The sequence below is a fragment of the Streptosporangium nanhuense genome (assembly GCF_059358815.1).
The window spans coordinates 1-26,291 of the sequence record NZ_JCADBG010000026.1; the positions used below are offsets into that span (position 1 = coordinate 1).

A 26,291-nucleotide genomic window follows, 5' to 3' on the forward strand; every position below is an offset into this window, starting at 1 on the left:
TGTCAGCGGTGCGCACACGTCGCGCACGCCGACGTGAACGCGGCGACCAACATCCTGCGGGCAGGGCTTGCCCTTCGCGACGTCGCGCAAGCGGCTTAACGAGAAGCCGCTCCTTTCAAGGAGCGGAGGAGTCACGGAAGGTCTCCTCGCTGACGGACGTGGGGTCGACCCCGCCGAGTTCCTCGCGCACCTTGCTCCTGGCCCGGTTGACGCGCGAGCGGACCGTGCCCACCGGGATGCCCATCGCCTGGGCGGCCTCGGGGTAGGTGAGGCCGCCCCACGTCACCAGCAGCAGCACGTCCCGGTGGCCCGCGGGCAGCCTCGCCAGGGCCGCCGCCAGCCGCCGCCGCGCGGCACCGGCGCTCAGCCGCTCGTCGCTGCGCTCGGTGAACGGGACGGTCACCGGATCGACGCCGGTCCGTTCGAGAACGCGCAGCTGCCGCACCTCGACGCGCTTGTGCCGCCTGATCAGGTTGGTCGCGATGCCGTACAGCCACGGGCGCGCGCTGGGCTGCGCCGGGTCGTAGCCCTCCCTGCCGCGGAACGCCGCGAGGAAGGTGTCAGCCACGACGTCCTCGGCCGCGTCGGTTCCCAGCCGCCGGGTGACGTAGCGCTTGATGTCCGGCGCGTGCCGGTGGAAGACCGCGGCGAACGCCTCCGGCTCCCGGCGTGACAGCACGATGAGGGAGGCGTCGTCGGCCTCCGCCCCGCCGACGGGGAAGGGGTCGTGATCCCCCGCCCCACCGGCGGGGAAGGTGCCGCCCGTCCCCGTCCCCGCACCCGTCCGGGTCCGGCTCGTCTCACTCATATCCGGTCACTCATATCCGGCCTCTCGGCTCTCGGTCAGGACACCCGTTGTTGCCCTCCCGCGTGCCCGCGGTTCCCGAAAGCGGCCCGGCGATCGGACGCGTCCCCGTCAGGCCGGGGTGAACTCCAGGTAGGAGACGGCCGGCATGGGCATGGAGAACTCCAGCCGCAGGGTCCCGTCCTCCACCTGGAGGGTACGGGCGCCTTCCAGCTCGTCCAGGGTGTTCGCGGCGCGGAGCCGTTCCCACTGGTCGCCCTCGGGCCAGACGGCGTCCCCGCCGATCTCCGCCCAGACCGCCCGGATGTTGGAGTGCCGCTCGTCGATCCGGTGGTGGCTGACCGCGTACTCCCGCGCGGCCAGGCCCTCGACGGTGAGGGTGACCTCGCGCGACAGGATCTCCGCGCCGTCGGCCCGGTCCTGGTCGAGGGTGCCGTTCCACACCAGCACCCCGACGGTGCCGCCGGCCGAGCGCGCCGCCCACGCCTCGACCCCCGCGACGTCGCCGCCGGCCGTACAGGCGAGCTCGTCCTCGCCCAGCCGGTCGGCCAGGGTGAGCGCGAGGTAGCGGGGTTTGCGCAGGTTGCCGACCGTGAGCAGGCCGAACCCGCCGTGGAAGAGCGCCGGTGGGCGGCCCAGCTCCTCGAAGTGGTCCGAGGCCACCCAGTGGGCGAGCGCGTCCACCCGCCCGGCCGCCGACCTCATCCCGTGCAGCAGGAACGCCGCCCCGAACGGCCCGTCGCCGATGCCGTGGAAGTGGGTGGGGGTCGGCCCCCACTCGGTCCACCAGATCGGCGTGCCCGCGCGGCCGTGCCGTTCCAGGACGGGCCGCCAGTCGAGCGGGGCGTTGCCGTAGGTGTGGGTGGAGACGAAGTCGAGCGCCGCGCCCGAGGCGTCCACGTGGTCGATCAGCTCCTGGACCCAGCCGTTGGCCGCCGACGACGGGCCGCCGACGCGGATGTCGGGGTGGACGTCCTTGACCGCCGCCGCCGACACGTCGTACAGGCGGAAGAACTCCTGCGGCGTGCCGCTCCAGAAGACCTCCAGGTTGGCCTCGTTCCACACCTCGAAGGCCCAGTTGTCGACCACCTCGCGCAGGCCGTAGCGGTCGACGAGGTGGCGGGTGAGGTCGCGGACCAGGTCGCCCCAGCGGTCGTAGTCCCTGGGCGGCGAGATGATCGCCTCGTAGCCGAAGACCGTCTTCGACGGGTCGGCGGCGAGGTCGCGCGGCATGAACGACAGCTCCACGATCGGCCGCATGCCGAACGCGGTGATCGTGTCGTAGACCTCGTCCACCCGGCTGAAGTCGTGCACGGGCTTGCCGTCCTCCTCGCGGTAGACGCCGAGGTCGTCGCAGAGGATCGCGTGGGCGCGCACGGTCTCGACGCCGAGCTCGTCGCGCATCGTCCACAGCGCCTCGGTCAGCTCGGGGCCGATCGGGCGCCCGCCCACGGTGTCGGGGGACAGCATGTACGACAGGTGCTCGGAGCCGATCATGTACTTCCACGGCCTGGGCAGCGGCCGGGTGGTCGCGGAGGCGTCGACCCGCAGGGCCGCCGCGCCCGGCTCGGCGAGCGGCGCGGCGAACACCGCGTCGCTGAAGGGCCCGGTCCGCTCCATGGCGGTGACGGCCGCGACCCGGTACCAGGCCGGTTCCCCGCGCGTGTCGACGTAGCGCGGGTCCGGCACGGCCGGCACGTCGACGTCGCGCTGCTTGGTGGAGGTGTACGGCCCCTCCTCGGCGGGCGCGCGGTGGACGATGTAGCCGATGGCCCCGGCCACCGGTTCCCAGGTCAGCGTGACGTGCCCGCCCCCGCTGTCGGCGCGCAGGCCGCCGGGGGCGGCGACCTCGACCCGTCCGGCCGGACGGGCAGAGGTCACCTCCCCCGACGCCCGGTAGATGCGTGCCTGCCAGTCCTGGCGTGCGGCGTCGGCCGTGCTCATGAATACGTCTCCCCGATGGTCGGTTGGGTGGTTGCTGGAGTACGGCTCACTTGGGAGGCACGACGGCCCATTCCTCCTGGCGCAGCACGGGAGCGAGCCTGGCCGTGACGTCGCGGGTGGCGAAGTGGCGGCGCAGGCTGTCGTCCGCGAGCGCGTTGCCGAGCGCGATCATGATCATTCCCTGGTCGAGGGCGAGGTACTGCTCGGCGACCTTGCCGCTGCGCACGGCGACCGCGTCGTAGAAACCGCCGGGCCCGTAGGCGTCGAAGTTCGCCTTGAGCTTCGCGAGGTTGGCGAGGGCCGCTCCGGGCGTGTGGCGCAGCGCGAGGAACGACGCGTGCGGGGTGACCACGCCGTCCCCGTACGACGCCGGCTCGGGCGTTCCCTCGCGGCATCCCTCGAAGCCGTAGTCGACGGAGGTGCGCTCCTGGTCGGAGGTGTAGCCGGGGGTGTCCATGCCGATCGCGTCCACGCCGTACTCGCGGTAGCCCCCGGCGGGGTCGTTGGACGGGGAGAAGCCCCAGTAGCCGTACTTCGCCTCGTTCATGCCGTGCTCGATCTGGGCGGCGATGTAGACGGGCTGGTTGCGGCCCCAGCTCCTGGCGCCCCAGACGTCCTCCGGCACGAGCTGGGTCACCATCAGCTCCTCGAACATGCTGCCGCCCCAGGTGGGCACCAGGCGCATGCCGCGGTAGCCGTAGGTGCCCTCGAAGACGTTGACGCCCATGTACTTGCGCCAGGCGCCGACCGGCTTCTGCTCGGCCCACGCCCAGTCGCAGGTGTCGGGGAAGGTGCGCCACATGCCGTAGTAGTGCTCGGGCGGGAGCTGGCCGAGGGCGATGCCGACGTAGCTGGCGATCCTGGCCTCGGTGAGCGCGCCGTAGTGGTGGCAGGTGGAGTGGACCGTGGTCCCCGAGCCGTTGTAGTCGCTCTCGACCGAGCAGCCGGTGGGCTTGTCCGGCCAGAACCCGCCGCGCAGCAGGCCGGTGCCCGCGTCGGGCCGCGCCTGCGGGTCGTAGTAGGACTCGAAGTCCATGCTCCTCGCCAGCGCGTCGGCCTGCTTGGAGACCTCGGGGACGGCGCTTCTGAGCATCATGAGGGCGGCGGCGAGCCAGCCGTTGTCGACGCTGGACAGGAACGGCTGGACGGCGGAACCGTTCTCCGGCCAGGTGCGGACGATCTGGAGGGTGCGCGGGTCGTACCAGTTGTAGAACTGGCCGGTCGGGGCGTGCCGCTCCAGCTTCGCCGTCGAGGCGAGCGTTCCCTTCACGCGGCGCAGGGCCTCGCCCTTGGAGATGAGGCGGGTGTCGCGGGCGGCCACCGTACTCCACAGGTAGGTGGCGATGTTGGTCGGCGAGGTCACCTTGGCGCGGGTGGCGGGGTCGAGCGAGCCGTCGATCTTGTCGGAGGGCAGCCCGGTCGCCGGGTCGGCCATCGCGGCCATGGACTTCCAGGTGTCGGCGGCGTAGCGGCGCAGCACCTCCCGCTGCCGCTCGGCGCTCGAAGCCGTCGAGGGGACGTCGGGGGAGACAGGGGGAGACGCGGCCGAGGCCGGAGACGGAGCGGCGGTGATCAGGGCGAGACAGGCCGTCAGGGCGGCCACGTGACGACGACGCACGGGGGCTCCTTACATGGGGGGTTACTTGAGTCCGGTGGAGGCGATGCCCTGGGTGAAGAAGCGCTGCAGGAAGACGAAGAGGACCAGGACCGGCAGCACGACGACCACCGCCCCGGCGATGAGCAGGCCGTACTGGGTGCCCTGGTAGCCGTTGAAGATCGCCAGCGCGACGGGCAGCGTGTACATGTCCTCGCTCTGGGCGACCACCGCGGGCCACAGGAAGTTGTTCCACGAGCCGAGGAACGTGATCAGGCCGAGCGTGGCCAGCGCGGGCCTGCAGAGCGGCATGACGATCCTGAAGAAGATGCGGAACTCCCTGGCCCCGTCGACCCGCGCGGCGTGGATCAGCTCGTCGGGGATGTCCGCGATGAACTGGCGCATCAGGAAGATGCCGAGCGGGGTGACCAGACCGGGCAGGATGATCCCGAGGAAGGTGTTGACCAGGCCGAGCTTCGCGATGAGCACGAACTGCGGGATCATCACCACGATCGCGGGCAGCGCCATCTGCGTGAGGACCAGCGCGAAGAGCACGTTCTTGCCGCGGAAGGCCAGCTTGGCGAAGGCGTACCCGACCATCGAGCAGAACAGCAGGTTGCCCGCGACCGTGGCGAGGGCCACCACCGCGCTGTTGACGAACACCTGCGTGATGTTCATCTTCTCCAGCAGCTCGCCGTAGTTGGCGAGCGTCCACTGCACCGGCAGCAGGTCCGGCGGGGTCCGCCTGATCTCGGTCTCCGGCTTGAACGAGGTGAGCAGCGTCCAGACGAACGGCAGCACGACGACCACGAGCCCGGCGCTGAGCAGCGCGTACGTGGAGAAGCGGCGCTTGACCAGCGCCTTGCCGCCCGGAGTCCGCTTCACGGGGACCCGGCGGTCCTGGACCGATCTCATCTGGACCTCCCGACCCGGAACTGCAGGACCGCGAGCGCCACGATCACGGTGAACAGGACGCTCGCCGCGGCGGCGGCGTAGCCGTAGTTGCCCGAGCCGAACTGGTCGTAGATGGCGAGCGACGCCGAGGTGGTCGCCCCCGCCGGGCCTCCCTGGGTCATCACCAGCGGCTCCTCCATGAACTGCGCGAACCCGATGGAGCTGTAGACGGTGCAGAACAGCAGCGCCGGGCGGAGCATCGGCAGCGTTACGGAGCGGAACCGCTCCCAGCGTCCGGCGCCGTCGACCTCCGCCGCCTCGTACAGCTCCCTGGGGATGCCCTGCAGGGCGGCGAGCAGGACGACCATGTCGAAGCCGAAGCTCCGCCAGGCGGTCATGACGATGATCACCGGGAGCGCCAGGTCCTCGTCGGCGAGCCAGCGGGGGCCGTCCACGCCCACCGCCCCGAGCACCTGGTTGACCAGTCCCGCGTCGGGTTCGAGCAGGAACCGCCAGGCCACCGCGACGCCGATGATGCTGGTGACGTACGGCAGGTAGTAGCCGAGACGGAAGAACGCGGCGGGCAGCCGGGCGATCCCGGAGTTCAGCGCCACGGCCGCGGCCAGCCCGAGGGCGATGGTGAGCGGGAGCGCGGTCACCACGAAGATCAGCGTGTTGACCGCCGCCTTGCGCATGAGCTCGTCGTCGAACAATCGCAGGTAGTTGTCGATCCCGACGAGGTTCACCCCGAGGGGGTCGCGCACGTCGGTGCTGCGCATGTCGGTGAAGCTCATGGCGAGCTCGACGAGGAGCGGCCCCGCCCAGAAGACCGCGAACATCACCACGAAGGGCGTCACGAAGACCCAGGCCAGGCCGGTACGGCGGAACCCTCCCCCGGATCGCCGCGCCCCGGCGGGGGCGGGTCCGGTGGGCTCGCGCGAGCCCACCCGCTCGATGACCACCATGGTCAGACCCCGGTCCCGATGGTCTCGGCCTGTTCCTGGATCCGCTTGGCCGTCTCCTCGGCCGTCTGCTTGCCCAGGGCCATCTTCTCGACCTCGGTCTCCATCACCTTGGCCACCTGCTCCCAGGTCGGGACGGCGGGGACGGCCTTGGCGTCCTTGAGCAGGTCGCCGAAGACGGTGACGCGCTCGTCGGCGGTGAGCGCCGGGTCCTGCCAGGCGGCCTCGACGCTGGGCAGCGCGTTCACCTTGGTGTACCAGGTGGCCTGGACCTTGGGGTCGACGAGCCAGCGCAGGAACTTCCAGGCGGCGTCGCGGTTCTTCGAGTCCTTGAAGACGACCATGTCGCTGCCGCCGACCAGGCTGGGGCCTCCCGCGCTCCCCTTCGGGTAGGGCGCGACGGCGAGCTTGTCGCCGAAGCCCTCGCCGCCGTCCTTCTCCAGGCCCGCGATCATCCACGGCCCCGAGTAGAAGGCGCCGACCTTCCCCTTGACGAACGTCTGCGGGAAGGCGCCGGTCGGCTGGTCGGTGCTGGCGAGCCCGCTCTCGAAGAACGAGCCGTAGTGCTTGAGCGCCTGGACCATCTGGGGCGTGTCCAGCGTCCACTTGTCACCCGAGACGATCTCGCCCCCCGCCTGCCACACCAGCGGCAGCACCTCCTGCCAGGAGCCCTGCCGGAAGTTCTGCTCGACGCCGAGCGAGGCGCCGCCCTTCTCCTTGAGCGCCTTCACGAAGGCGGTGGTCTCCTCCCAGGTGGCGGGCGGCTTCACCGACGCCTTCTCGGCGAGGTCCTTGCGGTAGTACAGGGCGCGGGTCTCGACGTACCAGGGCACGCCGTACGCGGTCCCCTCCACCTCGACCGTGCCCCACGCGCCGGGGAAGAACGCCGACTTGTCGATCAGGTTGGCCGGGGTGGGGTCGAGGGCGCCGGTCTTGGCCATCTCACCCATCCAGGTGCTGCCCAGCATGGTGACGTCGGGGGTGGCGTTCCCGGCGATGGCCGCGGTGATCTTGTCGTGGGCCGCGTCCCAGCCGAGCGCGGTCACCTTGATCGTGATGCCGGGGTTGGCCGTCTCGAAGTCCTTGGCGAAGGCGCCCAGCGCCTCCCCCTCGGCCCCGATCGCCCAGACGGTGACCTCGCCGGTGGCCTTGCCGGTGTCGACGTCTCGCGCCTGCTCCGCGGCCCCTCCGGTGCTCCGGCCGCACCCGGCGAGCACCAGCCCCAGCGCGAGGATCCCGACGGCGTACTTCTTCACTTTTCCTCCAGGGGGTGAGGCCCGCAGCTGGATCGGACGACCAGCTGGGTGGGGAGAATCTCGGAGTTGGGGACGGTACGAGTGCCCTTGATGAGCTCGTCCAGCGCGCGGGCGGCGCGGGCGCCGAGCAGGCGCATGGGCTGGCGCACCGTGGTGAGGGCGGGCCTGGCGTGGCGGGCGGCCATGATGTCGTCCCAGCCGGTGATCGCCACGTCGCCCGGCACGTCGAGGCCGAGCTCCTCGGCGGCCAGGATGACGCCCAGGGCCACCTGGTCGTCGGCGCAGATCACCGCCTCGGGACGGCGCGCTCCGGTCGTTCTTTCCCCGAGCAGCGTCCGCCCCGCCGCGTACCCGCCCTCCACGGTGAGCTCGCAGGGCAGCGGCGCGGGAGGCCGGATGCCGTGGGCGGACAGGACCCGCCTGACTCCCGTCCAGCGCTGGGTGACGTCGCCCCGGTCGTCGTCCCCGGCCAGGGCGAAGGTGGTGTAGCCGTGACCGAGCAGGTGGGCGGCGAGCGCCTCGGCCGACGCGGTGTTCTCGCTGGAGACCGCGTCCGCCCGCTCGACGGGGTCGCGCGCGAGCAGGACCAGCGGCGTCCTGCTCCTGACGATCTCGTCCACCACGGCGTCCTCGACGGTCCTGCCGAAGATCACCATGCCGTCCACCCGGCCGACGAGGTCCCTGACCAGGTCCTGTACGGCGGCCCGCCCGCGCGTGGACAGGATGAGCACGGAGCGGCCGAGCTCGGCGGCCACCTCCTCGTACCCGAGGAGGACCTCGGCGAAGTAGGGGCCCGACAGGTCGGGGAAGACGATGCCGTTGGCCGCGTGGCGGCCCTGGGCCAGGGAGACGCCGAGGCGGCTCGGGGTGAAGCTGAGCTCCTCGACCGCCCTCAGCACCTTCTCGCGCGTTCCGGCCGCGACGGGGCCGGTGTTGCGCAGCGCCCGGGAGACGGTGGCGATGGAGACGCCCGCCCGCTGCGCGACCTCGTAGATGGTCGCACCCTGACCTTCGTCACTGTTTGGCACCCGTCGTCCGATCTGCCGAGTAGTGGAAGCGCTTACACTCGATGGCGACGAAAAGTGGAAGCGCTTACAGTGGATGACCGGAGTCAACCATCGGACGGACCGGCCGGTAAAGGTTTGTTATATCACCGTTACCAAAAGGGCACGGCGGCACCCCGGTGTTCACGAGGCTCGCCAGGCCGGCCCGGACGAACACCGACCGACTACCGTTAAAAGATCATCCGAGCTATCCTCGCCGGAATCGGGCAGTCCATAACCTCCAGGGCGCGGCGGCGTGCACCTCGCCCCCTGAAATCTGTGAGATCTGTGAGATCCGCGAGCCGGTCGGGGAGCTTGATGAGATTCCGGGTGCTCGGCGACGTGACGATCATCATCGACGGACGTCCCGTCCGCCTGTCCTCACGCAGGCAGGAGCAGCTGCTGGCACTCCTCGTCTGCGCGCGGGGCCGCATCGTGACGGCCGAGACGCTGATCGACGCGCTGTGGGGCGAGCGGCTCGGGCCGCGCGCCGGCAAGAACCTGCGGGTGCTCGTGCACCGGCTGCGCAGGACCCTCGACGCGCCCGAGCGGATCCGGCACGACCGCTCGGGCTACACGCTGTCCGCGCGGCCGGAGGAGGTCGACGCCTGGCACTTCGCCGACCTGGCCGAGCGCGCCAGGCGGACCCTGAACCAGGGGGACCCGGAGACGGCGTCCGTCCTGCAGCGGGAGGCGCTCGCGCTGTGGAACGGCCGGGCCTTCTCCGGGCTGGACGGCGTGGCCCAGCTGGCGGAGGCGGCCGGACGCCTGGAGCAGGACCGCAGGCGGGTGCTGACCGAGCGCATCGACACCGACCTGGCGCTGGGCAGGCACGCGGAGGTCATCCCCGAGCTTCTGTCGATGGTCGCGGAGGACCCGCTGGTGGAGTCGACGACCGCGCGGCTGATGGTGGCGATGCACCGGGCCGGGCTGCGCACGGAGGCGCTGGAGACCTACCGGCGCACCCGTACCGTCCTGGCCCAGGAGCTGGGCCTGGAGCCGGGGCCGCAGCTGCGCGCGCTGGAGCTGGCCATCCTGCGCGGGGACACCCGGGTCGACCTCGACCCCCGGCGCGAGGCGGCACCGGCAGACGCCCCAGTCCCCGCGCCTTCTCCCGTAGCTGCCGTGGCCCCTGTGGCCCCGTCCCTGCTCCCCGCCGGGGTGAGCGACCTCACCGGGCGCGACACCGAGCTGCGCTGGCTCATGTCGGCCCTGCGCGACCGGCCCGCCGCCGCGCCGGTCGTCTGCGCCGTCTCCGGCATGCCGGGGGTGGGCAAGAGCGCGCTGGCCCTGCGGGCCGCCCACGACCTGCGGGACGCCTTCCCCGACGGGCGGCTGTACGTGAACCTGCGGGGCGCCGGGGCCGAACCGGTCGAGCCGTCGCACGCCCTCAGCCGCTTCCTGCGCGCCCTCGGCGTGGCGGGGGCGGCCATCCCCGACGGCCTGGACGAGCGCGCCGAGGTGTACCGCGCCCACCTGTCCGACCGGCGCGTGCTGGTGCTGCTGGACGACGCCGCGAACGAGGCCCAGATCGAGCCGCTCATCCCCGCGGGGAACGGCTGCGCGGTGGTGGTCACGAGCCGCGGCGCGCTGACCGCCCTGCCCGGCGCGCAGCGGCTCGCCCTGGGCGTGCTCGGGAACACCGCCGCCGTCCGGCTGCTGGGCACGATCACCGGCCGGGCCGAGCTGACCTCCGGCACCGCCGCCGCCAGGCGGCTGGCCGAGCTGTGCGGGCACCTCCCGCTGGCGCTCAGGATCGCCGGGGCGCGCCTCGCCGCCCGGCCGCACTGGAGCGTCGACCGGCTGCTGTCCCGGCTCGCGGCCGAGCACGACCGGCTCGACGAGCTCACCCACGGCACCCTGTCGGTACGGGCCAGCCTCGCCCTCGGCTACTCCGGCCTCGACGAGCCGGGCCGTACCCTGTTCCGGCGGCTCGGCCTGGTCGAGACACCCGACTTCGCCGGCTGGGTCGCCGCGGCCCTGCTCGACATGGGCCCCCACGCCATCGGACCGCCGGGCGCCGGGCCAGGTGAGGCCGCACCGCACGACGCCGGACCGCGCGACAGCGGCCGTCGCGACGCCGGGCCGCGCGACACCGACCCGCACGACGCCGGCCGTCGTGACACCGGGCCGCGCGACGCCGAGGAGATCCTCGAAGGGCTCGTGGAGGCGCGGCTCGTCGACTACGCGGGCCAGGACGGCACCGGCGAACCCCGCTACCGCGTCCACGACCTGGTGCGGCTGCACGCCAGGGAGCGCGCCGAGACCGACGATCCCCCCGGCGCCACCGCCGCCGCGCTGACCCGGCTGGCGGGAGGGTATCTCGCGCTCGCCGAACGGGCGCACCGGCGGCAGTACGGCGGCGACTACACCGTGCTGCACGGCGACGGGCCGCGCTGGGACTGCGGGGAGGCCACCTCCGACCGCCTGCTCGTCGATCCGTCCGGCTGGCTGCGCGGCGAGCGGCTCGGCCTGGTGGCGGCGGTGGAGCAGGCCGCCCGGCTCGACCTGAGCGAGATGTGCTGGGACCTGGCGATGACGGCGGTCACCCTGTTCGAGGCGCAGGGCCACTTCGACGACTGGCGGCACACCTCGGAGACCGCGCTGGTCGCCGCCCTGCGCGCGGGCGACCGGCGCGGCGAGGCGGCGATGCGCTACTCGCTGGGCACGCTCGCCCTGTTCCGGCAGCGCTACACCGACGCGCGGCCGCACCTGGAGGCCGCGCTGCCACTCTTCGAGGCGGTGGGCGACCGGCACGGCCAGGCTCTCACCCTGCTCAACGCGGCGCTGATCGAGCGGGTGGAGGGACGGATCGAGACCGCGCTCGACGGTTACCGGCGGGCACTGCGGATGCTCCGCGAGGTCGGCGACCGGCACGCCGAGGCCCACGTGCTCGGCAGCATGGCCCAGATCCACATCGAGCACGACCACCCCCAGGCGGCGGCCCCGCTCCTGGAGACGGCGCTGGCCGTCTACCGCGAGCTGGACAACACGCGCGGGGTCGCGCAGATCCTCAACAGGCTGGGACTGCTGTACCTGCGCCAGAACGACCCCGCGCGGGCGAAGGGCGCGTTCGAGCAGGTGCTGGTGGCCGCCGACGCGACCGGAGACCGCATCGGCGAGGCGTACGGCATGCTCGGGATGGGCGAGGCCGAGCTGCTGGCGGGCGAGCTCGACCACGCGGCCGGCCTGCTCGACGCGGCGCTGGTGCTGGCCGAGGAGGTCGGGGAGCCCTTCGTCGCGGCCCGCGCCCGCCTGGCCTGCGGGCGGCTCGCCACCGAGCGCGGCGATCACGAGCCGGCCGTGGCCTTGCTGGACCGGGCGATACGGGAGTTCGCCGACATCGGCCTGCCGGTCTGGCACGAGCGGGCACTCAGGGCCCGCCGCGCCCTCGACGGCACGCCCTCCACACCGCCCACCCAGGGCTGACCTCTCACCCCCGCGCCTCCCACATCCCCCCGTGCTGACCTTTCACCCACGCGCCCACCCACAGACCCGCCGTCTCAACCTCATCCCGCCCAGGCCGCTGGAGGCGAGGTGCCGGGTATGGGTACGGCCGGCGGCCGGCCGCACCCATACCGCCCCGGTGTCGTGTCGTTAAGCCCCTGTACGGACGACCCGGTCACCTCACGCGCAGTTCGGATGCCGCCTGCGGACGGCATCCGAACTGGTCAAGGCCAAAATAGACGGAACCGGTTTCACGAAAGTTTCACCTCGCTGCCCGACCGGTCCCTCTCAAGGAACAGGACGTCCACGAAGGACACCCCGACCACGACCTGTCCGGCTCCGGCGACCGGCTCCGGCACCCGGTCCACGACCGGTGCCTCTGGTCCCCCCGAACGCGATTACCTGGACAATGCGCATGGCGATCGCTCTCCCTCGATGGCTTGGCGCACAGTCTCAAACCTCAAGTTACATTGATGTCAACCGGCAACGAAAGGATCGTCCCGTGCCTCCTCCCGCCCATGACCCGCCGGACCACCGCGGCCGCGTGAGGGGCTGCCTGCTGGGCGGCGCGCTCGGCGACGCGCTGGGGGCTCCCGTCGAGTTCGAGTCCATCAAGAGAATCCGCAGGCAGTACGGGCAGGAGGGCCTGACCGGCCTGGTCCCCGACTGGCGCGGCAAGGTCGGCCTGATCACCGACGACACGCAGATGACGCTGTTCACCGTGGAGGGGCTGATCCGCGGCGGTGACGTCGCCGCGGTCCGGCGCGCCTACCTGCGCTGGCTGGACACCCAGCAGCACCCCTCCCCACCACCCGCTTCCCCGGCCCCCTCCGCCACCCGCCCGGCCCGTGCCTCCTCCCCGGCCGCGAACGACCACCCGGCGAACGACCGACAGGTGAACGATCATCCGGCTGACGATCGTCCGGCGAACGATCCCGCTCCGGCCTCGCCCGGGAACATTCCGGTCCGTACCGGCCTGCTCCGCGAGCAGGAGTGGCTCTACTCCCAGCGCGCCCCCGGGAACGCCTGCCTGTCGGGCCTGCGCGACTCCCGGGCCGTCGCCCCCGCGCCGTTCGGCGAGCCGGGACCGGTCAACCCCGGCTCCAAGGGCTGCGGGACGGTCATGCGCTCGGCCCCCTTCGGCCTGGGCGCGCGGAGCCCCCGCCACGCCTTCGACCTGGCCGCCGAGTGCGCCCAGATCACCCACGGCCACCCCACCGGCTACCTGGCCGCCGGCGCCTTCGCCGCCATCGTCCACTTCCTGGCGGAGCACGAGCCCGTCGAGCCGGAAGGGACTCAGAGGCCGGACGAACCGGCCGCGGCGCTCGCGCGGGCCGTACGGGAGGCGATGGGCCTGCTGGCGACGTACCCCTCGCACGAGGAGACGAGCCTGGCGCTGCGCGGCGCCGTGTCCCTCGCGGCGGAGGGCGGTCCGAGCCCGGAGAAGGTGGAGTCGCTGGGCGGCGCGTGGGTCGCCGAGGAGGCGCTCGCCATCGCGGTCTACTGCGCCCTGACGCACCCCGCGCCCGGCGACGTGGGGCGGGCGCTGCTGCTCGCGGTCAACCACTCCGGCGACAGCGACTCCACCGGCGCCGTCTGCGGCAACCTCCTGGGAACCCTCCACGGCGAGGCGGCGCTCCCCGCCGAGTGGCTCGCCCACCTTGAGGGCCGCGACGCCATCACCGGACTGGCCGACGACTTCGCGGCCTGGTCGGCCGGGAACCACGAGATCACCGACGCCTGGCTCGGGAGGTATCCCGGCGCCTGACCTCCGGGCCTCCCCGGTGGTGAGCCTGCGTTCAGCGGACGAGATGGAGCCGCACTGCGATCCCCGGGGAGTAAGTCCCTTCGGGTGTCGCTGAACCGCGCCGCTCTCATGGCCACGGTCAGGCGGTCCGCGTGCTGAGCGGGAGACGGAGGATGAAGCGCGCTCCGCCCGAGGACGCGTCCTCGACGTGGAGGGTGCCGTGGTGGGCGCGGGCGATGTCACGGGCGATGGCCAGGCCGAGCCCGGTGCCGCCGCGGTCGCGGCTGCGGGCGGTGTCCAGCCGGGCGAAGCGCTCGAAGATGTGCTCGCGCTCCGCCGGAGGCACGCCCGTGCCGTCGTCGGTGACGCTGAGCTCGGCCATGCTTCCGGCGCGGCGCACCGTGACCATCACGTCGTGCGCGGTGTGCCGTTGCGCGTTGTCCAGCAGGTTGTCCAGCACCCGGCGGATCTGTTCCGGGACGGCGTCGGCCGTCATGCCGGTGGTGAGGTCGAGCCGTGCCGGGTGCGGGTCGCCGGTGCGGCGCGCGGTTCCGGTCGCGGCCAGTACGGCCAGGTCGACGGGCTCCAGGGCGGCGGGCGGCGCCGCTCCGATCCGGGCCAGCATGAGGAGGTCGCCGATGATGGCCTGTAGCCGGTCCACATCGCCCAGGGAGTGTTTCACCAGGTCGGCGAGGGCGGTCTCGTCGGGGTGAAGTTGCGCCTCCTCCAGCTTGACCCGTAGCCCGGCCAGCGGAGTGCGCAGTTCGTGCGAGGCGTCGGTGGTGAAGCACCGCTGGCGGTCGAGCGCCTGCTGCAACGACTCGGTGACGCGCTCCAGCTCCGCGGATATCGCGCGCTCGCGGGTGTAGTGGCGGGCGTTGTCGACGCACACCCCGGCGCGGCCGACCAGTTCCTCGGCCAGGGCGAGGTCGTCCTCCTCGAACGCGTCCTTGCCCGTGGCGCGGTAGAAGCTCACCACCCCGAGCGTGACGCTCCGGGCTCGCACCGGCACCGTGATGAGCGAGTGGATGCCCTGCTCACAGATTCTCCGGCCGCGCTCGGGATCCTGTGCCAGCCACCCGAAAGTGGTGGACAACACCGGGCCGAGCACCGGCTGCCCGGTGGCGAGGCTGCGCCCCTGCGGCGTGGACGGGAGCGGGTGGATGAGTGCGCCGAGCTGGTACAGAGCGGTCCTCTCCCCGATGCCCGCGAAGGCGACCCGGCGCAGCCCCGCGTCCATGTCGGCGGGCTCGTCGCCCCGCAGGACGCAGTCGGCCAGATCGACGGCGACATAGTCGGCGAACCGGGGGACGGCGACCTGGGCCAGTTCCTCGGCGGTCCGGGTGACTTCCAGGGTGGTGCCGATGCAGCAGCCCGCGTCGCACAGCAAGCCGAGTCGCTCACGCGCCCGCAGGGCGAGCCGGCCGATGCCCGGCTCGCTCATGGCGAGCAGCCACTCGTCGGTTCCGGTCACCTTCCTCCCCCGTTCCTCCCCCGTCTTCCTTCCTCGTTCGGCCGGGCCTCCTGGCCGTCGGTGAGTCTCGCCTTCACCGCGATGGCGGTGGAACCGATGATCGACTGGGCCACGAGCGTGGCGGTGCGGCCGTCCGAGAGGACCATCCTCACCACCGCCGCCCGGCCCTGCGCGACCAGCCTCACGGCGGCGTCCTCCAGGGCGCGCCGATCACAGCGGCACAGGTCCAGGGGCGTGGAGGCCGTCGCGACGCCTCCCTCGGGCGTCCCGAGGAACTCCTCCATCAGGGCCCGCTCGTGTTCGACCACCATTTCGAACAGTCGCCGCTCGACAGCGGCGGCCGATTGCCGGGCCAGGACCATCATCTCCGCGTTGGCCGTGTCGTTCAGGCAGACGACGCTGATGGCCCCGTTCATCCGCCCGCTGAGCGGGTGGCGTATCGGGGCGCCCACGCCGGTGAGGCCGCGCAGTTCCTCCGCGAAGTGCTCGTTGCCGGTGACCTGGCAGATTCGCCGTTCCACCAGCGCCGAGCCAAAGGCGCTGGTGCCCATGTCCGCCTCGGCGAAGCGGAACCCGGGCGCGGCGCCGACCGCGTCCATGGTCCGGCGCAGGGCCGGTTCGCCCTCGTTACGCAGGAACAAGACCCCATTCGCATCGCCCAGGAACATGGTCACGGGGGTACCCTTGATAACGGTACGCATCCGCTCGAACACGGGCCGGGCCGCGCGCACCACTCCGCAGTCAAAATCAAGATCACTAGACAGGCGCGGCCTCACGGTGCTGGGCGTGAGTCCCGCCTCCTGGCACCGCCGCCACGATCGCAGGGTCACGGCGCGCACCTCGTTCCCCGTGAGCTTCCCATCCAGGTTCCCCGTGAGCTTTCCATCCAGGAACCGCTCCACGAGCTTCTCGTCGGGCCCTCCCCCGTCGTCCCAGCCATCTGCCATCCGGCCCACTCCAAAACATCCACAAGGTGAGCTTTATGTACCTTTCATCCAGAATACGGAGGGACTGCATCTCTAATTCCACACCGTGGCAAAGAGATGTCAGCCCCTGGCCCCCCTTGGCAAAGGTCGCTGTGCCCATGCATCCTCAGATGCAAATACCACCGGAACGGGCCTTGCCCGAGGCCAGGTGATCAAGGACCTCCTGGGGCCGTCAAGCACGTGAGTTCCCGCGGGATGTGGGAACGGAGATCCAGCAGACGGGCGATCTTCCACAACCAGCAGTTGATCACTGGATCCGCCAGGCCTGCTGTGTCCAGCGCCATCAAGACAGACAACTCGCTCTGATCGGCAGCCGCAGGGCTGTTCGCGCCCGGGCATTTGGGGAGCTGACCGGCGCTCGTGCCGTTCGAGCGCCCCGGCACCGGTGGCGTGGCCCCAGGCCGACCTGGCGACGACGTGCCGCAACGTCCCACGGGTCGTTGCGGCGAGGCCCGGCAGCCGCAGCGACCGGGCGGACGCGGCCGGCAGCGGTCACATAAAGGGCGTCCTCCCCTGTCAGGCAGGGCGGTACCGGGCCGTGGACGGGTGGGCGGGCGGGCGGGCGGTACCAGCCGAAGCGGGTCGTCGGATCGAGGCCCGCGCCCTGAGTGATACCGGGCCGTGGATGGGACGGGCGGTACCAGGCTGCACCCCGGAAAACGTCGCATACTGGGTAAATGACCGAAAGCGCAGAACTGGGCCCCGCGCTGCGGCACTGGCGTGACCGGGTCGCCCCGGCCGCGGTCGGGCTGCCCGGGGGCGGGCCGCGCCGCGCCGCGGGCCTGCGGCGCGAGGAGCTGGCGATGCTCGCGGGGGTGTCGGCCGACTACATCACCCGCCTCGAACAGGGCCGGGCGACCTCCCCGTCCGCGCAGATCCTCACCTCGCTGGCACGGGCGCTGCGGCTGTCCACCCAGGAACGCGAGCACCTGTTCCTCCTCGCGGGCCAGCCACCGCCCACCGCCGGACGCATGTCCGCCCACATCACCCCGAGCGTGCAACGACTGCTCGACCAGCTCGACAGCACGCCCCTCAGCGTCAACGACGCCGCCTGGAACCTGATCAGCTGGAACCGGCCGTGGGCAGCGCTCTTCGGGGACCCCTCCCTGCTGGTCGGGCGCGAGCGCAACGTGATCTGGCGCCACTTCACGGGCCTTCCGGGACGCGTCAGCCACACCCCGGAACAGGAGATCCGCTTCGAGACGGTCGCGGTCGCCGATCTCCGGTCGGCGACCGCCCGCTACCCCGCCGACACTGATCTGCGCTCGCTCGTCACCGACCTGCGGAACGCCGGCCCGCGCTTCGCGGAGCTGTGGGACAGCCACGTCGTCGGCGTCCACGAGTCGGACCGCAAGACCGTCCACCACCCCGACGTCGGCCCGCTCACGCTCGACTGCGACGTGCTCACCGTGCCCGGCAGCGACCTCCGCATCATCGTCTACAGCGCCGCCCCCGGCACCGAGGCCGCCGACAGGCTGAAACTCCTCACTGTCATCGGCACCCAGACCATGCGGCCGTCCTGACCCCCTCGACGAAGACCTGATCGATCGTCTCGCAGGCGAAGCCGGCGGACGCCCACTACGCGAGGGAAACGTCGCGGCCGACGTACCGGGGCGCGGGGCATGAAAGGTTTCGTGGCGGCCGGCTTTCGCCGTCTTGGAATATGGCTGACACTGAACACATGTCGAGACGCACACCGACCTGGCCAGGTCTAGTCGTGGCGCTGGTCGCACTGGGCGCGCTTGGGTGGTATTTCATCGCGGTCGGCCTGGATCGTGCCGATAAGCTCGCCAGCGTTCTAGGAGCCTTTGTCGGCCTGCTGGGACTGGGGTTGGCGGTTTATGGTGCTGTTTCCTCGCGCCGCGAAGAAGGCGAGCCCGAGCCCGAGCCAGGTGCGCTTCACAACGAGATCAGCGGCACCGTGCACGGTAACGCCGTACAGGCCAGGGATATCGAAGGCGGGATCACCTTCGGCGTTCCGAAGTCGAACAGAACGCAAGACACGGACTGACTGTTTCTTCCGGAGACAGCGTTCAGACCCCACCTGCGACTCCGACCAGCCGCTCTTGTACGGGCCACCGCTCCGGCGGGTAGTTCGTGCGTCGCGCATGTGAACCTGCCGTGATCGACCACCACAGGCGCTTCGGGGGGTTCTGACCTGCCACGACACCGGCACTTCCGCTTCCCTCGTCAGTGACATGAGAGCTTTTGGTAGAGAAAAGCCCTTTGTGTTCTGTACGCACCATATTGCTCTCGAAGTCTTCGGAATCCACCGACCACCAGAATCGATCTTCGATGAACCGGATGTCGAGATACGCAGCCATAGCGCAAATACGGAAAGTCTGTCGCGGTCCATAACAGATCGCCGTCCGCCCACCCAGGATCGACCCGGCGTCAATCCGCCGTAACCCTGCGCATCGAGAACCTGTGAAGCGGCGCGACGAACGCTTTCACCCGGCCGGCTTTACTCCTGTTTCGGCCCAGCCGTTTGTTTTTCGGCTATTTTTACGTGACGATCTGCTCATTCCATTGTCCTGGAGAACCGTCCAACATATGCTCCGCACAGGTGAGACGTACAGCCAAGCCGACTGGAGGCGGGCATGGCTCGTTCCTGGGAGGCCGACCCTTCCGCGTTGTTCGAGCGGCGATTAGGGAAGTCGGCCAAAGAGTTGGGTCATTCGGACGGCCGTGACGAATGCCCAGATATCTGGCAACTCAGCAACGGTGACATCGCGGTGATCGGCAGGGACCTCACGGCCGCCTACAGCCCTCACCTGCCGGAAGGCGTGTCTCTCGCCCCAGATGAGCGACTGGTCGTCATCCCTGGCATCATGCTCAGCACGGCCAAGGCGGACATCGTCGATGTTTGATCCCCGTGCCCCTTTCGTCGTTCCCGGACGGGGCGTGCCCGCACAGGGCGAGAAACTCGTCAGGGAGGCCTACAGACGCGACTTCCGGCAACGGGACGCGCAGATTCGCAACCGTGACTCCTGGAAGTTCGAGCGGCGGCAGCACTTCGAGGAGCAGGGCAGTCCAAGCCGTGACGCGTTTCGCCGAGGCGATTGGGACGAGGCGCTACGACTGCTTGAGGAGAGACGAGACGACCTGCTCGCGCTCGCCCGGGAGGACGAACGCCGTGGCTCCTTCTTTCACCGGGTACGCGTGGTCGAGACACCGCTCACACCGTATATGCAGTGGGAGCTGCACTCGCTGCGGCTCCGCGCCGAATGCGGCGAGCGGATCCGCGTGATCGGCGTGGAAAAGGTAGCGGCCTCGGAGAAGACCGATCCGCTTCCTGAAGTGGTCATCCTCGGCGGTCGGACCCTCTACTACATCCTCTACACTGCGACCGGCGTCCCGAACGGCGCGGTCCGCTACACCGATCCCGGCATCATCGAGGATTGGGAGAAATACATCAAAAACCTCTATGAGAGTGGCGAGGATGTGATTTCCTACTTCGACCGCGAGTTGATCTACCTTCACTCGCCTGGGACGAAGCTGGAGTAGGCGTCAACAGGACCGGAGAAGAAGAGGAGCGCCCCGGCAGCTCGCGTTCCGAACTGTCGGGATCCTCGCGTGATGTCGTACAAGCCAGGGACGTCAGTGGCGGAGTCCACTTCCACGAGCATGGCAAACCAGGACGGAGCGACCCTGCAAACCTCACACCACGGCAATTACCGGCTGATGTGCATGGTTTCGTCAATCGCACCGGCGAGTTCGAAGAGCTGAACACGGTACTGATCGGTGAGGACGGCGATCCGCGCGTCATCTCGGTGTACGTGATCGCCGGGACAGCGGGCGTGGGGAAGACGTCGCTCGCACTGCGCTGGGCCCACCAGGTCCAGGATCGCTTTCCCGACGGACAGCTTTATATCAATCTCCGTGGCTATGACCCGGGAGAACCGGTCACCGCCTACAAGGCACTGCACCGTTTTCTGGTCGCTCTCGGCGTCCGCGCCAATTCCGTGCCACAGGACCCCGACGCCGCCGCCGCGCTCTACCGCTCGCGACTGTCCGGCCGCCAGGTGCTGATCGTTCTGGACAACGCGGCGACAGCGAGCCAGGTCCGTCCGCTGCTGCCCGGCGGCGCGGGCTGTCTGGTCGTCGTCACCAGCCGAAACCGCCTGTCGAGTCTCGCCGTACACGACGGAGCCCGTCGGCTGACGCTGGGCACGCTGCCCGAGCCGGAGGCCGTCGCCCTGCTGCGTGCCGTCACCGCCGGATACCGGCCGGAGGATGACGAGGAGAAACTCACCGAACTGGCCCAGCTGTGCGCCCGGCTGCCGCTCGCCCTGCGCATCGCCGCCGAACGCGCCGTCAGCTACCCTCACATGCGGCTGGATGACCTGATCGCCGACCTGCGCGACGAGTCCCTGTGGGACGCCCTGAGCACGGGAGACGACGAAGAGGCCGGAGCCGTCCGTACGGTGTTCGCGTGGTCCTACCGCGCCCTGCCAGAGCAGGCCGCCCGGCTGTTCCGCCTGCTGGGCCTGCATCCAGGCCCGGAATTCGGCTTCCACGCCGCAGCGGCCCTCGCCGGGGTGTCCCCCAGCCGAACCAGGCAACTCCTTGATTCCCTGGCCGGTGCCCATCTGCTGGAACAGACGGCGCCAGACCGTTACCAGTTCTACGGCCTGCTGCGTGCCTACGCCGCCGACCAGGCACAACAGGAGGAACCGCCCGAGGAGCGAGAGGCCGCGCTGCGCCGGGTGCTGGAGTGGTACCTGCACACCGCCGACGCCGCCCAGAGCTGGATCAATCCCGCCGAGGCCCGGGTGGAACTCGCGCCGCCGGTGAATGGCGTGCAGCCACTGACCTTCCCCGACTACAACGCCGCCGTGGACTGGTCCGAGCGTGAACACACGAACCTCCTGCAGGCGATCCGGAACGCCGCCTCGACCGGACAGGACCGGCTCACCTGGCAGCTGTCGGCCGTCCTGTCGAACGCGCAGTCTCCTTCTGCACCGGCCGCCGACTGGCTAATCGTGGGCCGCCTGGGGTTGGCGGCGGCCGAACGGCTGGGTGACCGCGTCGCGGAAGGGCAGCTGCTCACGGAGCTGGGCATGGGTACACCCGGATCAACCACCTGGCCGAGAGCCTCGAATGCCATCAGAACGCGCTGGCGATCTGGCGCGAGCTGGGTGACCGGCTCGGCGAGGCGCACTCGCTCAACCTGATCGGACTGGCGCATCTCCGCACGAGACGGCTGGACGACGCCGCGGAGCACTTCGAGCAGGCCGCCGCCGCCTTCCACGAGCAGCACTCCGCTCACTGGGAGGCCACCATGCTGTCCAACCTCGCCAGCACCCACTATCACGCGGGCCGCCTGCCGGAGGCCGCGGACGCCATCCGGCGGGCGCTGGCGGCACACCGGTCCCTGGACAATCAGCGCGGTGAGGGCAACGTCCTACGCCTCATGAGCGAACTCCAGCGGGAGCGGGGAGAGGTACAGGAAGCCCTGGAGTCAGCTCACGCCGCACTGGACATCGCCCTCGGCCTCCGCAACCACCGCCTGGAGGGCTTCTGGCTCATCACCCTCGGCAACGCCCAGCTCGCCGGCGGCCGATTCGCCGACGCGCTGGACTCCTACCACCGCTCCGCCACGCTTCATCGCCGCCTCGGTGACCGCAGCCGGGAGGCATTGGCCTGGCACGGCGCGGGCGAGACCTACCGCCACCTCGACCGTCACGCGGAGGCGGCCGACTTCCACCGCCAGGCCGCCGCCGTCCACCACGAGCTCGGCGACGCCTGGCACGAGGCTTTGGCCCTCGACAGCCTGGGTGCGGCCCTGCTCGACGAGGATCCGGAAGCGGCTCGTCGGCACTGGACGGAGGCGCTGGGGCTCCTCGCCGACTACGACGACCTACGGGCGGTGGCGGTACGCGACCACATCGAGTCACGGATGGCGGAGACGGGCTGAACCGGCCAGAAGCAGGGAGGTCTGCCAACAGAAACAAGGAAAGAACCCAGGCCAAGCTGTCATCCGAGCACGTCGAGGTGGTCGTACGGACGTTCACCTCCAGCATGGGCGCAGTTCGGCGAGCGTGATCGGCGCCGTCCTCACCTCCGCCCCGCTCGGCCGCTTCCGCGCGCACCGCGACCTGATGATCGAGGAAGTACGTGAGGCGGGGACGGAACTCCGCAACCGGGCGAGTCACTCTCGCTTCCATGTGCGGGACCGCCGGCGGAACGGCGTCGGCGGTCGAGCCGCCAGGCCGCCTTTAGTCAATGATCATTCGAACCTTAATCTCCGGGGAAGTTCGAAGCTCGCGCAAGGGTACGAATCCGATGCGCTCGAACCCGCATGGCGACCCGGCTCGACCGCGTTCACAGTGTCGGGCCGTAGGAGCTCGCGGATCGGGGGCCACATGAGAATCCAAGGTTTCGCCCGGTGGCGGATCGGTGCGGCCGTTGTCGGCACGGTCGCGCTCCTCGCCACTCCGGCCGGCGGCGCCACCGCCTCGCCCGGCCACGGGGCAAGCGGCATCGATCCGTCGACGCGGGCCAACGTGACCGCGGCCATGCACGGCGAGGCGTTCGCCCACGCCGAGTACCGCGCCTACGCCGCCCAGGCGGCCAGGGAACGGTTGCCGGCTGTGCGGGCGCTGTTCGACCGCACCGCGGCCGTCGAGCTCGGCGAGCATTTCGCCGAACAGGCGGAGCTGATCGGGCTGGTCGGTGACAACGCCGCCAACCTGCGCGCCGCCATCGCCGGGGAGTCCTACGAGGCGACCACCATGTACAGGAGGTTCGCCGCGCAGGCCGAGGCAGACGGCGACCTGGAGGCGGCCAGGCTCTTCACCGAGATCAGCGGGGACGAGGCCCGGCATCGCCGCGATTTCGTCCAGGCGCTGAGAGCCGTCAGCGATCCGTCGTCCGGCGTGACCGTCCCGGAGGGCATGATCGTCGAAGCGGTGAGCATCCCCGCGGGAAGGCCGAAGGTGTCGTCGCCACGGACTCTGCGCAACCTGCGGAGCGCGATGCGTGGAGAGGCGTTCGCCCACGCGGCGTACACCCTCTACGCCGAACGTGCCCGGGCGACCGGCCGGCCGGAACTCGCCGTGCTGTTCGACCGCACCGCACGGGTCGAGCTGACCGAGCATTTCGCCGAGCAGGCGAGGCTCGCCGGTCTGGTTCGCGGCACCAGGTCCAACCTGTGCGAGGCGATCACCGGTGAGACCCGTGAGGGCGACCGGATGTACCCGAGCTACGCCCGCCGGGCCGCCGCGGTCGGTGACACGACCGCGGCGGAGTTGCTGACGGAGATCGCACACGACGAGCTGGGGCACGCACGTGCTTTCACCGCCGCGCTGTCCGCCCTCGGAGGGCGGTGTCCCGCTTCGGGATGACGGCTTCGCCCGCACCGCCGCCCGTGCCGGATGTCACCTCGACGCTTCGGTCAGTTCCCGGCACTCCTCCCGTACCTCGGCACGGCCCAGGCGGCTGGGCCACCAGGCCCGCACCCCCAGGTTCCGTACCAGCGCCGGGACCAGCAGGGATCGCACCACCAGGGTGTCGAGCAGGACACCGAAGGCGACGATGAAGGCGATCTGCACGAGGAAGGCCAGGGGGATCACCACCAGCGCGGCGAAGGTGGCGGCGAGCACGACGCCCGCCGAGGTGATCACCCCGCCGGTGGTGACCAGCCCGCGCAGCAACCCCTCCCGCGCCCCGTGGTTCGCGGTCTCCTCGCGCACCCTGGACATGAGGAAGATGTTGTAGTCCACCCCCAGCGCGACCAGGAAGACGAAGCCGTACAGCGGCACGGACGCGTCGACGCCGGTGAAGCCGAACACGTGCGTGAAGACCAGCGTGGAGACGCCGAGGGTGGCCAGGAAGTTCAGTGCCACGGTGACCACCAGGAGCACCGGCGTCACCAGCGAGCGCAGCAGGACGATCAGGATGAGCAGGATGATCGCCAGGACGACCGGGACGATGAGCAGTGTGTCGCTCTTCGCGGTCTCCGCCGTGTCGTACCGCTGGGCGCTGTAACCGCCGACCAGGACGCCGCTCTCGGGGGCGAGCGCGGCGCGCAGGCGCCTGACCGTGTCCTGGGCGGCGTCGCCGTCCGGCGCGTCGTCCAGCGTCGCCTCCACCAGCGCGAGCCCGTCGACGACCTTGGGGGTGTCGTCACCCGGCCGGCCGCTCTGGGTCACCGCCGCGGCGTCGGACACGCCCTCGACGCCGCCGGCCTTCTCCGCCACGGCCGCGGCGCGCCCGGCGGGGACGACGATGACCGCGGGCTGCCCCGAGCCCCCGGGGAAGTGCTCGCCCAGCGTCGCCTGCGCCGCCACCGACGGGGCGTCGTTCACGAAGGTCTCGTCCAGCGGCACCCCTCCGGCGTTCAGCTGCGGCGCGAGGAGGGCGAGGCCGACAAGGGGCAGGACGGTGGCGATCCAGAGCCGGCGCGGGTGGCGGTCGACCAGGGTGGCCACCCGGCTCCAGATCCCCCGGGCCTCGGCGTCGGCCGGGCGCGGCTTCGCGGGCCACAGGGCGGCGCGGCCCAGCAGGACGAGGGCCGCGGGCAGGAAGGTGAGCGCGCTGAGGGCGGCGCACGCGATGCCGATGGCGCCCACCGGGCCGAGCGCGCGGTTGTTGGTCAGGCCGCTGAGCAGCAGCGCGAGCAGGGCAAGGGCCACCGTGGCGGCACTGGCGACGATCGGCTCGAACGAGCGCCGCAGCGCGACGCGGCCCGCGGTGAAGCGGTCGCCGGTCGTGGCCAGTTCCTCCCGGAAGCGGGCGGTCAGCAGCAACGCGTAGTCGGTGGCCGCGCCGATGACCAGGATGAACAGGATGCCCTGCACCTGGCCGTCGACCCGGACGATGTCACGGTCGGCCAGGAAGTACACCACGGCGCACGCCAGGCCGAGCGCGAAGACCGCGCCGCCGATGATGACGATCGGCAGCAGGACGCTCCGGTACACCGCCAGCAGAATGATCAGAACGGTGATCAGCGCCACGCCGAGAAGCAGGCCGTCGATCCCGGCGAAGGCGTCGGACAGGTCGGCCCGGGTGGCCGCCGGCCCCGCGAGCTGGGCCCGCATGCCGTCGACCGCCACCGCCGAGCCGATCCGGTCCAGGGTCTCCCCGAGCGAGTCCTCGACGTCGGGGCCGAGCTGGACCACCCCCTGCAACGCCCGGCGGTCGTCCGACGGGATGGACGGCGTGGGAGCCCCGACGACTCCCTCCGTCCCGCGCAGCGAGGCGAGCGCCCGGGTCGCCGCCTCACCCTGCTCGGCAGTGACGTCCTCGCCGTCCGCGGTCCACACCACGATGAGCGGCTGCGTCGCGTCCTCGCGGAACCGCTCCTGCACCTCCAGGACGCGTGTGGACTCCGCGCTCTGTGGCAGGAAAGCGGCCTGGTCGTTGGTGGACACCTCGGCGAGCTTGCCCGCGAACGGCCCCAGCCCTCCGCCGACGGCCAGCCAGACCAGCACCAGCATCGCCGGGACAAGCCAGCGGATCGGTCGCCGCGCCATGAGATCACCCTTCTCACACATAGCTCAATTATTAAGATACTCAATAATTGAGTTAATGTAGCATGGCGTTATGGACGGCGACGGCGAGGAGCGCATCGACCTGCTGTCCTTCGCGGTGCGGCTACGGCGGATGACCGCCGAGTTCAACCGCATCGCCCACGAGTTCGCCAACGAGCACGGGCTGCACCCCACCGACGTGCAGGCCCTGATGAAGATCTTCGACGCTCCGTCGCCGATCACGCCGAGCCGGCTGCGGGAGGAGCTGAACCTCACCTCGGGTGCCATCACCGCGTGCCTCGACCGGCTGGAGCGGGCCGGGCACATCCGCCGGGTCCGCGACGCGCACGACCGGCGCGTGGTCCACCTGCACTACCTCGACGCGGCACAGGAACTCGCCGCGGTCTTCTTCCGCCCGCTCGGCCGCAGCACGGACAACGTCCTGCGGCGTTTCGGCCCGGAGGAGCTGCGCGCCGCCGCCGCCTTCCTCGATGCCATGAACGAGGAGCTCGACGCGCTACGAGCCACGCCGGGGTCAGGCTGAACTCATGTCGACACTTATCTGCATTTGGCACGATGACTTAATGGCAGCAGGAAAGACTAAAATGTTGCGCTTTTTGGGTACGAAAGTGGCGCCGGAACCCCTCGACAAAATCGGGAGTC

The 26,291-nt window shown here is 70.9% G+C and carries 20 protein-coding genes; 10 read left to right on the forward strand and 10 right to left on the reverse strand.

The genetic code is table 11. The annotated features are described in order from the left end of the window. Window positions 1-115: 115 nt before the first annotated feature. The 7 genes from AC5L38_RS36390 to AC5L38_RS36420 form a co-directional block, all read right to left on the reverse strand. Entirely contained in the window at window positions 116-808 is a 693-nt protein-coding gene (locus AC5L38_RS36390) for an RNA polymerase sigma factor (protein ID WP_495247351.1), read from the reverse strand. A gap of 108 nt (window positions 809-916) precedes the next feature. Further along, on the reverse strand, window positions 917-2,749 hold the full coding sequence (locus AC5L38_RS36395; RefSeq protein WP_495247352.1) for a GH39 family glycosyl hydrolase: 1,833 nt from the start codon (window positions 2,747-2,749) through the stop codon (window positions 917-919). 46 nt (window positions 2,750-2,795) lie between these two features. Beyond that, on the reverse strand, window positions 2,796-4,367 hold the full coding sequence (locus AC5L38_RS36400; protein WP_495247353.1) for a glucoamylase family protein: 1,572 nt from the start codon (window positions 4,365-4,367) through the stop codon (window positions 2,796-2,798). A 21-nt stretch (window positions 4,368-4,388) separates the two neighbouring features. Beyond that, window positions 4,389-5,258 (reverse strand): carbohydrate ABC transporter permease, encoded by an 870-nt coding sequence (locus tag AC5L38_RS36405; RefSeq protein ID WP_495247354.1) that lies wholly within the window; start codon window positions 5,256-5,258, stop codon window positions 4,389-4,391. After that, window positions 5,255-6,202, reverse strand: coding sequence for a carbohydrate ABC transporter permease (locus AC5L38_RS36410; protein WP_495247355.1), 948 nt, complete (start codon window positions 6,200-6,202; stop codon window positions 5,255-5,257). Before AC5L38_RS36410 ends, AC5L38_RS36405 begins: the two co-directional genes overlap by 4 nt. A 2-nt stretch (window positions 6,203-6,204) precedes the next feature. Then, window positions 6,205-7,455, reverse strand: a complete 1,251-nt coding sequence (locus AC5L38_RS36415; protein WP_389916002.1) for a sugar ABC transporter substrate-binding protein — start codon at window positions 7,453-7,455, stop codon at window positions 6,205-6,207. Continuing rightward, window positions 7,452-8,483 carry a LacI family DNA-binding transcriptional regulator gene (locus AC5L38_RS36420; protein WP_495247356.1) on the reverse strand — a complete coding sequence of 344 codons (1,032 nt, stop codon included), beginning with the start codon at window positions 8,481-8,483 and terminating at the stop codon, window positions 7,452-7,454. The genes AC5L38_RS36415 and AC5L38_RS36420 overlap by 4 nt, the downstream gene beginning before the upstream one ends. A gap of 333 nt (window positions 8,484-8,816) precedes the next feature. On the opposite strand from AC5L38_RS36420, the gene AC5L38_RS36425 reads away from it, so the two are divergent. Together AC5L38_RS36425 and AC5L38_RS36430 are read left to right on the forward strand one after the other, a co-directional pair. Further along, a complete protein-coding gene (locus AC5L38_RS36425) occupies window positions 8,817-11,927 on the forward strand; it encodes an AfsR/SARP family transcriptional regulator (protein ID WP_495247357.1) in 3,111 nt (1,036 codons plus the stop codon). A 520-nt stretch (window positions 11,928-12,447) separates the two neighbouring features. Continuing rightward, window positions 12,448-13,713: an ADP-ribosylglycohydrolase family protein gene (locus tag AC5L38_RS36430; protein WP_495247358.1), complete on the forward strand. Its 1,266-nt coding sequence runs from the start codon at window positions 12,448-12,450 to the stop codon at window positions 13,711-13,713. Window positions 13,714-13,831: 118 nt separating this feature from the next. Here AC5L38_RS36430 and AC5L38_RS36435 read toward each other — a convergent pair whose 3' ends face one another. Then, window positions 13,832-15,166 carry an ATP-binding protein gene (locus tag AC5L38_RS36435; RefSeq protein WP_495247359.1) on the reverse strand — a complete coding sequence of 445 codons (1,335 nt, stop codon included), beginning with the start codon at window positions 15,164-15,166 and terminating at the stop codon, window positions 13,832-13,834. Beyond that, a complete protein-coding gene (locus AC5L38_RS36440; RefSeq protein ID WP_495247360.1) occupies window positions 15,163-16,113 on the reverse strand; it encodes a hypothetical protein in 951 nt (316 codons plus the stop codon). Before AC5L38_RS36440 ends, AC5L38_RS36435 begins: the two co-directional genes overlap by 4 nt. Window positions 16,114-16,829: 716 nt before the next feature. On the opposite strand from AC5L38_RS36440, the gene AC5L38_RS36445 reads away from it, so the two are divergent. From AC5L38_RS36445 to AC5L38_RS36475, 7 genes are all read left to right on the forward strand, one after another. Then, entirely contained in the window at window positions 16,830-17,675 is an 846-nt protein-coding gene (locus tag AC5L38_RS36445) for a helix-turn-helix transcriptional regulator (protein WP_495247361.1), read from the forward strand. 194 nt (window positions 17,676-17,869) lie between these two features. After that, entirely contained in the window at window positions 17,870-18,163 is a 294-nt protein-coding gene (locus AC5L38_RS36450; protein WP_495247362.1) for a hypothetical protein, read from the forward strand. Window positions 18,164-18,752: 589 nt separating this feature from the next. Next, the gene (locus AC5L38_RS36455) at window positions 18,753-19,022 is read left to right on the forward strand and encodes a hypothetical protein (protein WP_495247363.1); all 270 of its coding nucleotides are present in this window, start codon (window positions 18,753-18,755) and stop codon (window positions 19,020-19,022) included. 34 nt (window positions 19,023-19,056) lie between these two features. After that, window positions 19,057-19,659, forward strand: a complete 603-nt coding sequence (locus AC5L38_RS36460) for a DUF6879 family protein (RefSeq protein WP_495247364.1) — start codon at window positions 19,057-19,059, stop codon at window positions 19,657-19,659. Window positions 19,660-19,838: 179 nt separating this feature from the next. Next, window positions 19,839-21,329: an ATP-binding protein gene (locus tag AC5L38_RS36465; RefSeq protein ID WP_495247365.1), complete on the forward strand. Its 1,491-nt coding sequence runs from the start codon at window positions 19,839-19,841 to the stop codon at window positions 21,327-21,329. Further along, entirely contained in the window at window positions 21,239-22,072 is an 834-nt protein-coding gene (locus AC5L38_RS36470; protein WP_495247446.1) for a tetratricopeptide repeat protein, read from the forward strand. The genes AC5L38_RS36465 and AC5L38_RS36470 overlap by 91 nt, the downstream gene beginning before the upstream one ends. Window positions 22,073-22,520: 448 nt before the next feature. Next, window positions 22,521-23,501: a ferritin family protein gene (locus tag AC5L38_RS36475; RefSeq protein ID WP_495247366.1), complete on the forward strand. Its 981-nt coding sequence runs from the start codon at window positions 22,521-22,523 to the stop codon at window positions 23,499-23,501. 33 nt (window positions 23,502-23,534) lie between these two features. On the opposite strand, the gene AC5L38_RS36480 is transcribed toward AC5L38_RS36475, so the two are convergent. Continuing rightward, window positions 23,535-25,631 carry an MMPL family transporter gene (locus AC5L38_RS36480; RefSeq protein ID WP_495247367.1) on the reverse strand — a complete coding sequence of 699 codons (2,097 nt, stop codon included), beginning with the start codon at window positions 25,629-25,631 and terminating at the stop codon, window positions 23,535-23,537. A 70-nt stretch (window positions 25,632-25,701) separates the two neighbouring features. Between AC5L38_RS36480 and AC5L38_RS36485 the strand changes: the two genes are divergently transcribed. Continuing rightward, window positions 25,702-26,172 (forward strand): MarR family winged helix-turn-helix transcriptional regulator, encoded by a 471-nt coding sequence (locus tag AC5L38_RS36485; RefSeq protein WP_495247368.1) that lies wholly within the window; start codon window positions 25,702-25,704, stop codon window positions 26,170-26,172. The last annotated feature ends 119 nt before the right edge of the window (window positions 26,173-26,291 follow it).

What these genes read in the sequence shown, in the direction of transcription:
- AC5L38_RS36445 (WP_495247361.1), top strand. Translation starts at nt 16,830, where the DNA reads ATGACCGAAAGCGCAGAACTGGGCCCCGCGCTGCGGCACTGGCGTGAC.
- AC5L38_RS36455 (WP_495247363.1), top strand. Translation starts at nt 18,753, where the DNA reads ATGGCTCGTTCCTGGGAGGCCGACCCTTCCGCGTTGTTCGAGCGGCGA.
- AC5L38_RS36440 (WP_495247360.1), bottom strand. Translation starts at nt 16,113, where the DNA reads ATGGCAGATGGCTGGGACGACGGGGGAGGGCCCGACGAGAAGCTCGTG.
- AC5L38_RS36425 (WP_495247357.1), top strand. Translation starts at nt 8,817, where the DNA reads ATGAGATTCCGGGTGCTCGGCGACGTGACGATCATCATCGACGGACGT.
- AC5L38_RS36410 (WP_495247355.1), bottom strand. Translation starts at nt 6,202, where the DNA reads ATGGTGGTCATCGAGCGGGTGGGCTCGCGCGAGCCCACCGGACCCGCC.
- AC5L38_RS36485 (WP_495247368.1), top strand. Translation starts at nt 25,702, where the DNA reads ATGGACGGCGACGGCGAGGAGCGCATCGACCTGCTGTCCTTCGCGGTG.
- AC5L38_RS36395 (WP_495247352.1), bottom strand. Translation starts at nt 2,749, where the DNA reads ATGAGCACGGCCGACGCCGCACGCCAGGACTGGCAGGCACGCATCTAC.
- AC5L38_RS36480 (WP_495247367.1), bottom strand. Translation starts at nt 25,631, where the DNA reads ATGGCGCGGCGACCGATCCGCTGGCTTGTCCCGGCGATGCTGGTGCTG.
- AC5L38_RS36475 (WP_495247366.1), top strand. Translation starts at nt 22,521, where the DNA reads ATGAGAATCCAAGGTTTCGCCCGGTGGCGGATCGGTGCGGCCGTTGTC.
- AC5L38_RS36405 (WP_495247354.1), bottom strand. Translation starts at nt 5,258, where the DNA reads ATGAGATCGGTCCAGGACCGCCGGGTCCCCGTGAAGCGGACTCCGGGC.
- AC5L38_RS36390 (WP_495247351.1), bottom strand. Translation starts at nt 808, where the DNA reads ATGAGTGAGACGAGCCGGACCCGGACGGGTGCGGGGACGGGGACGGGC.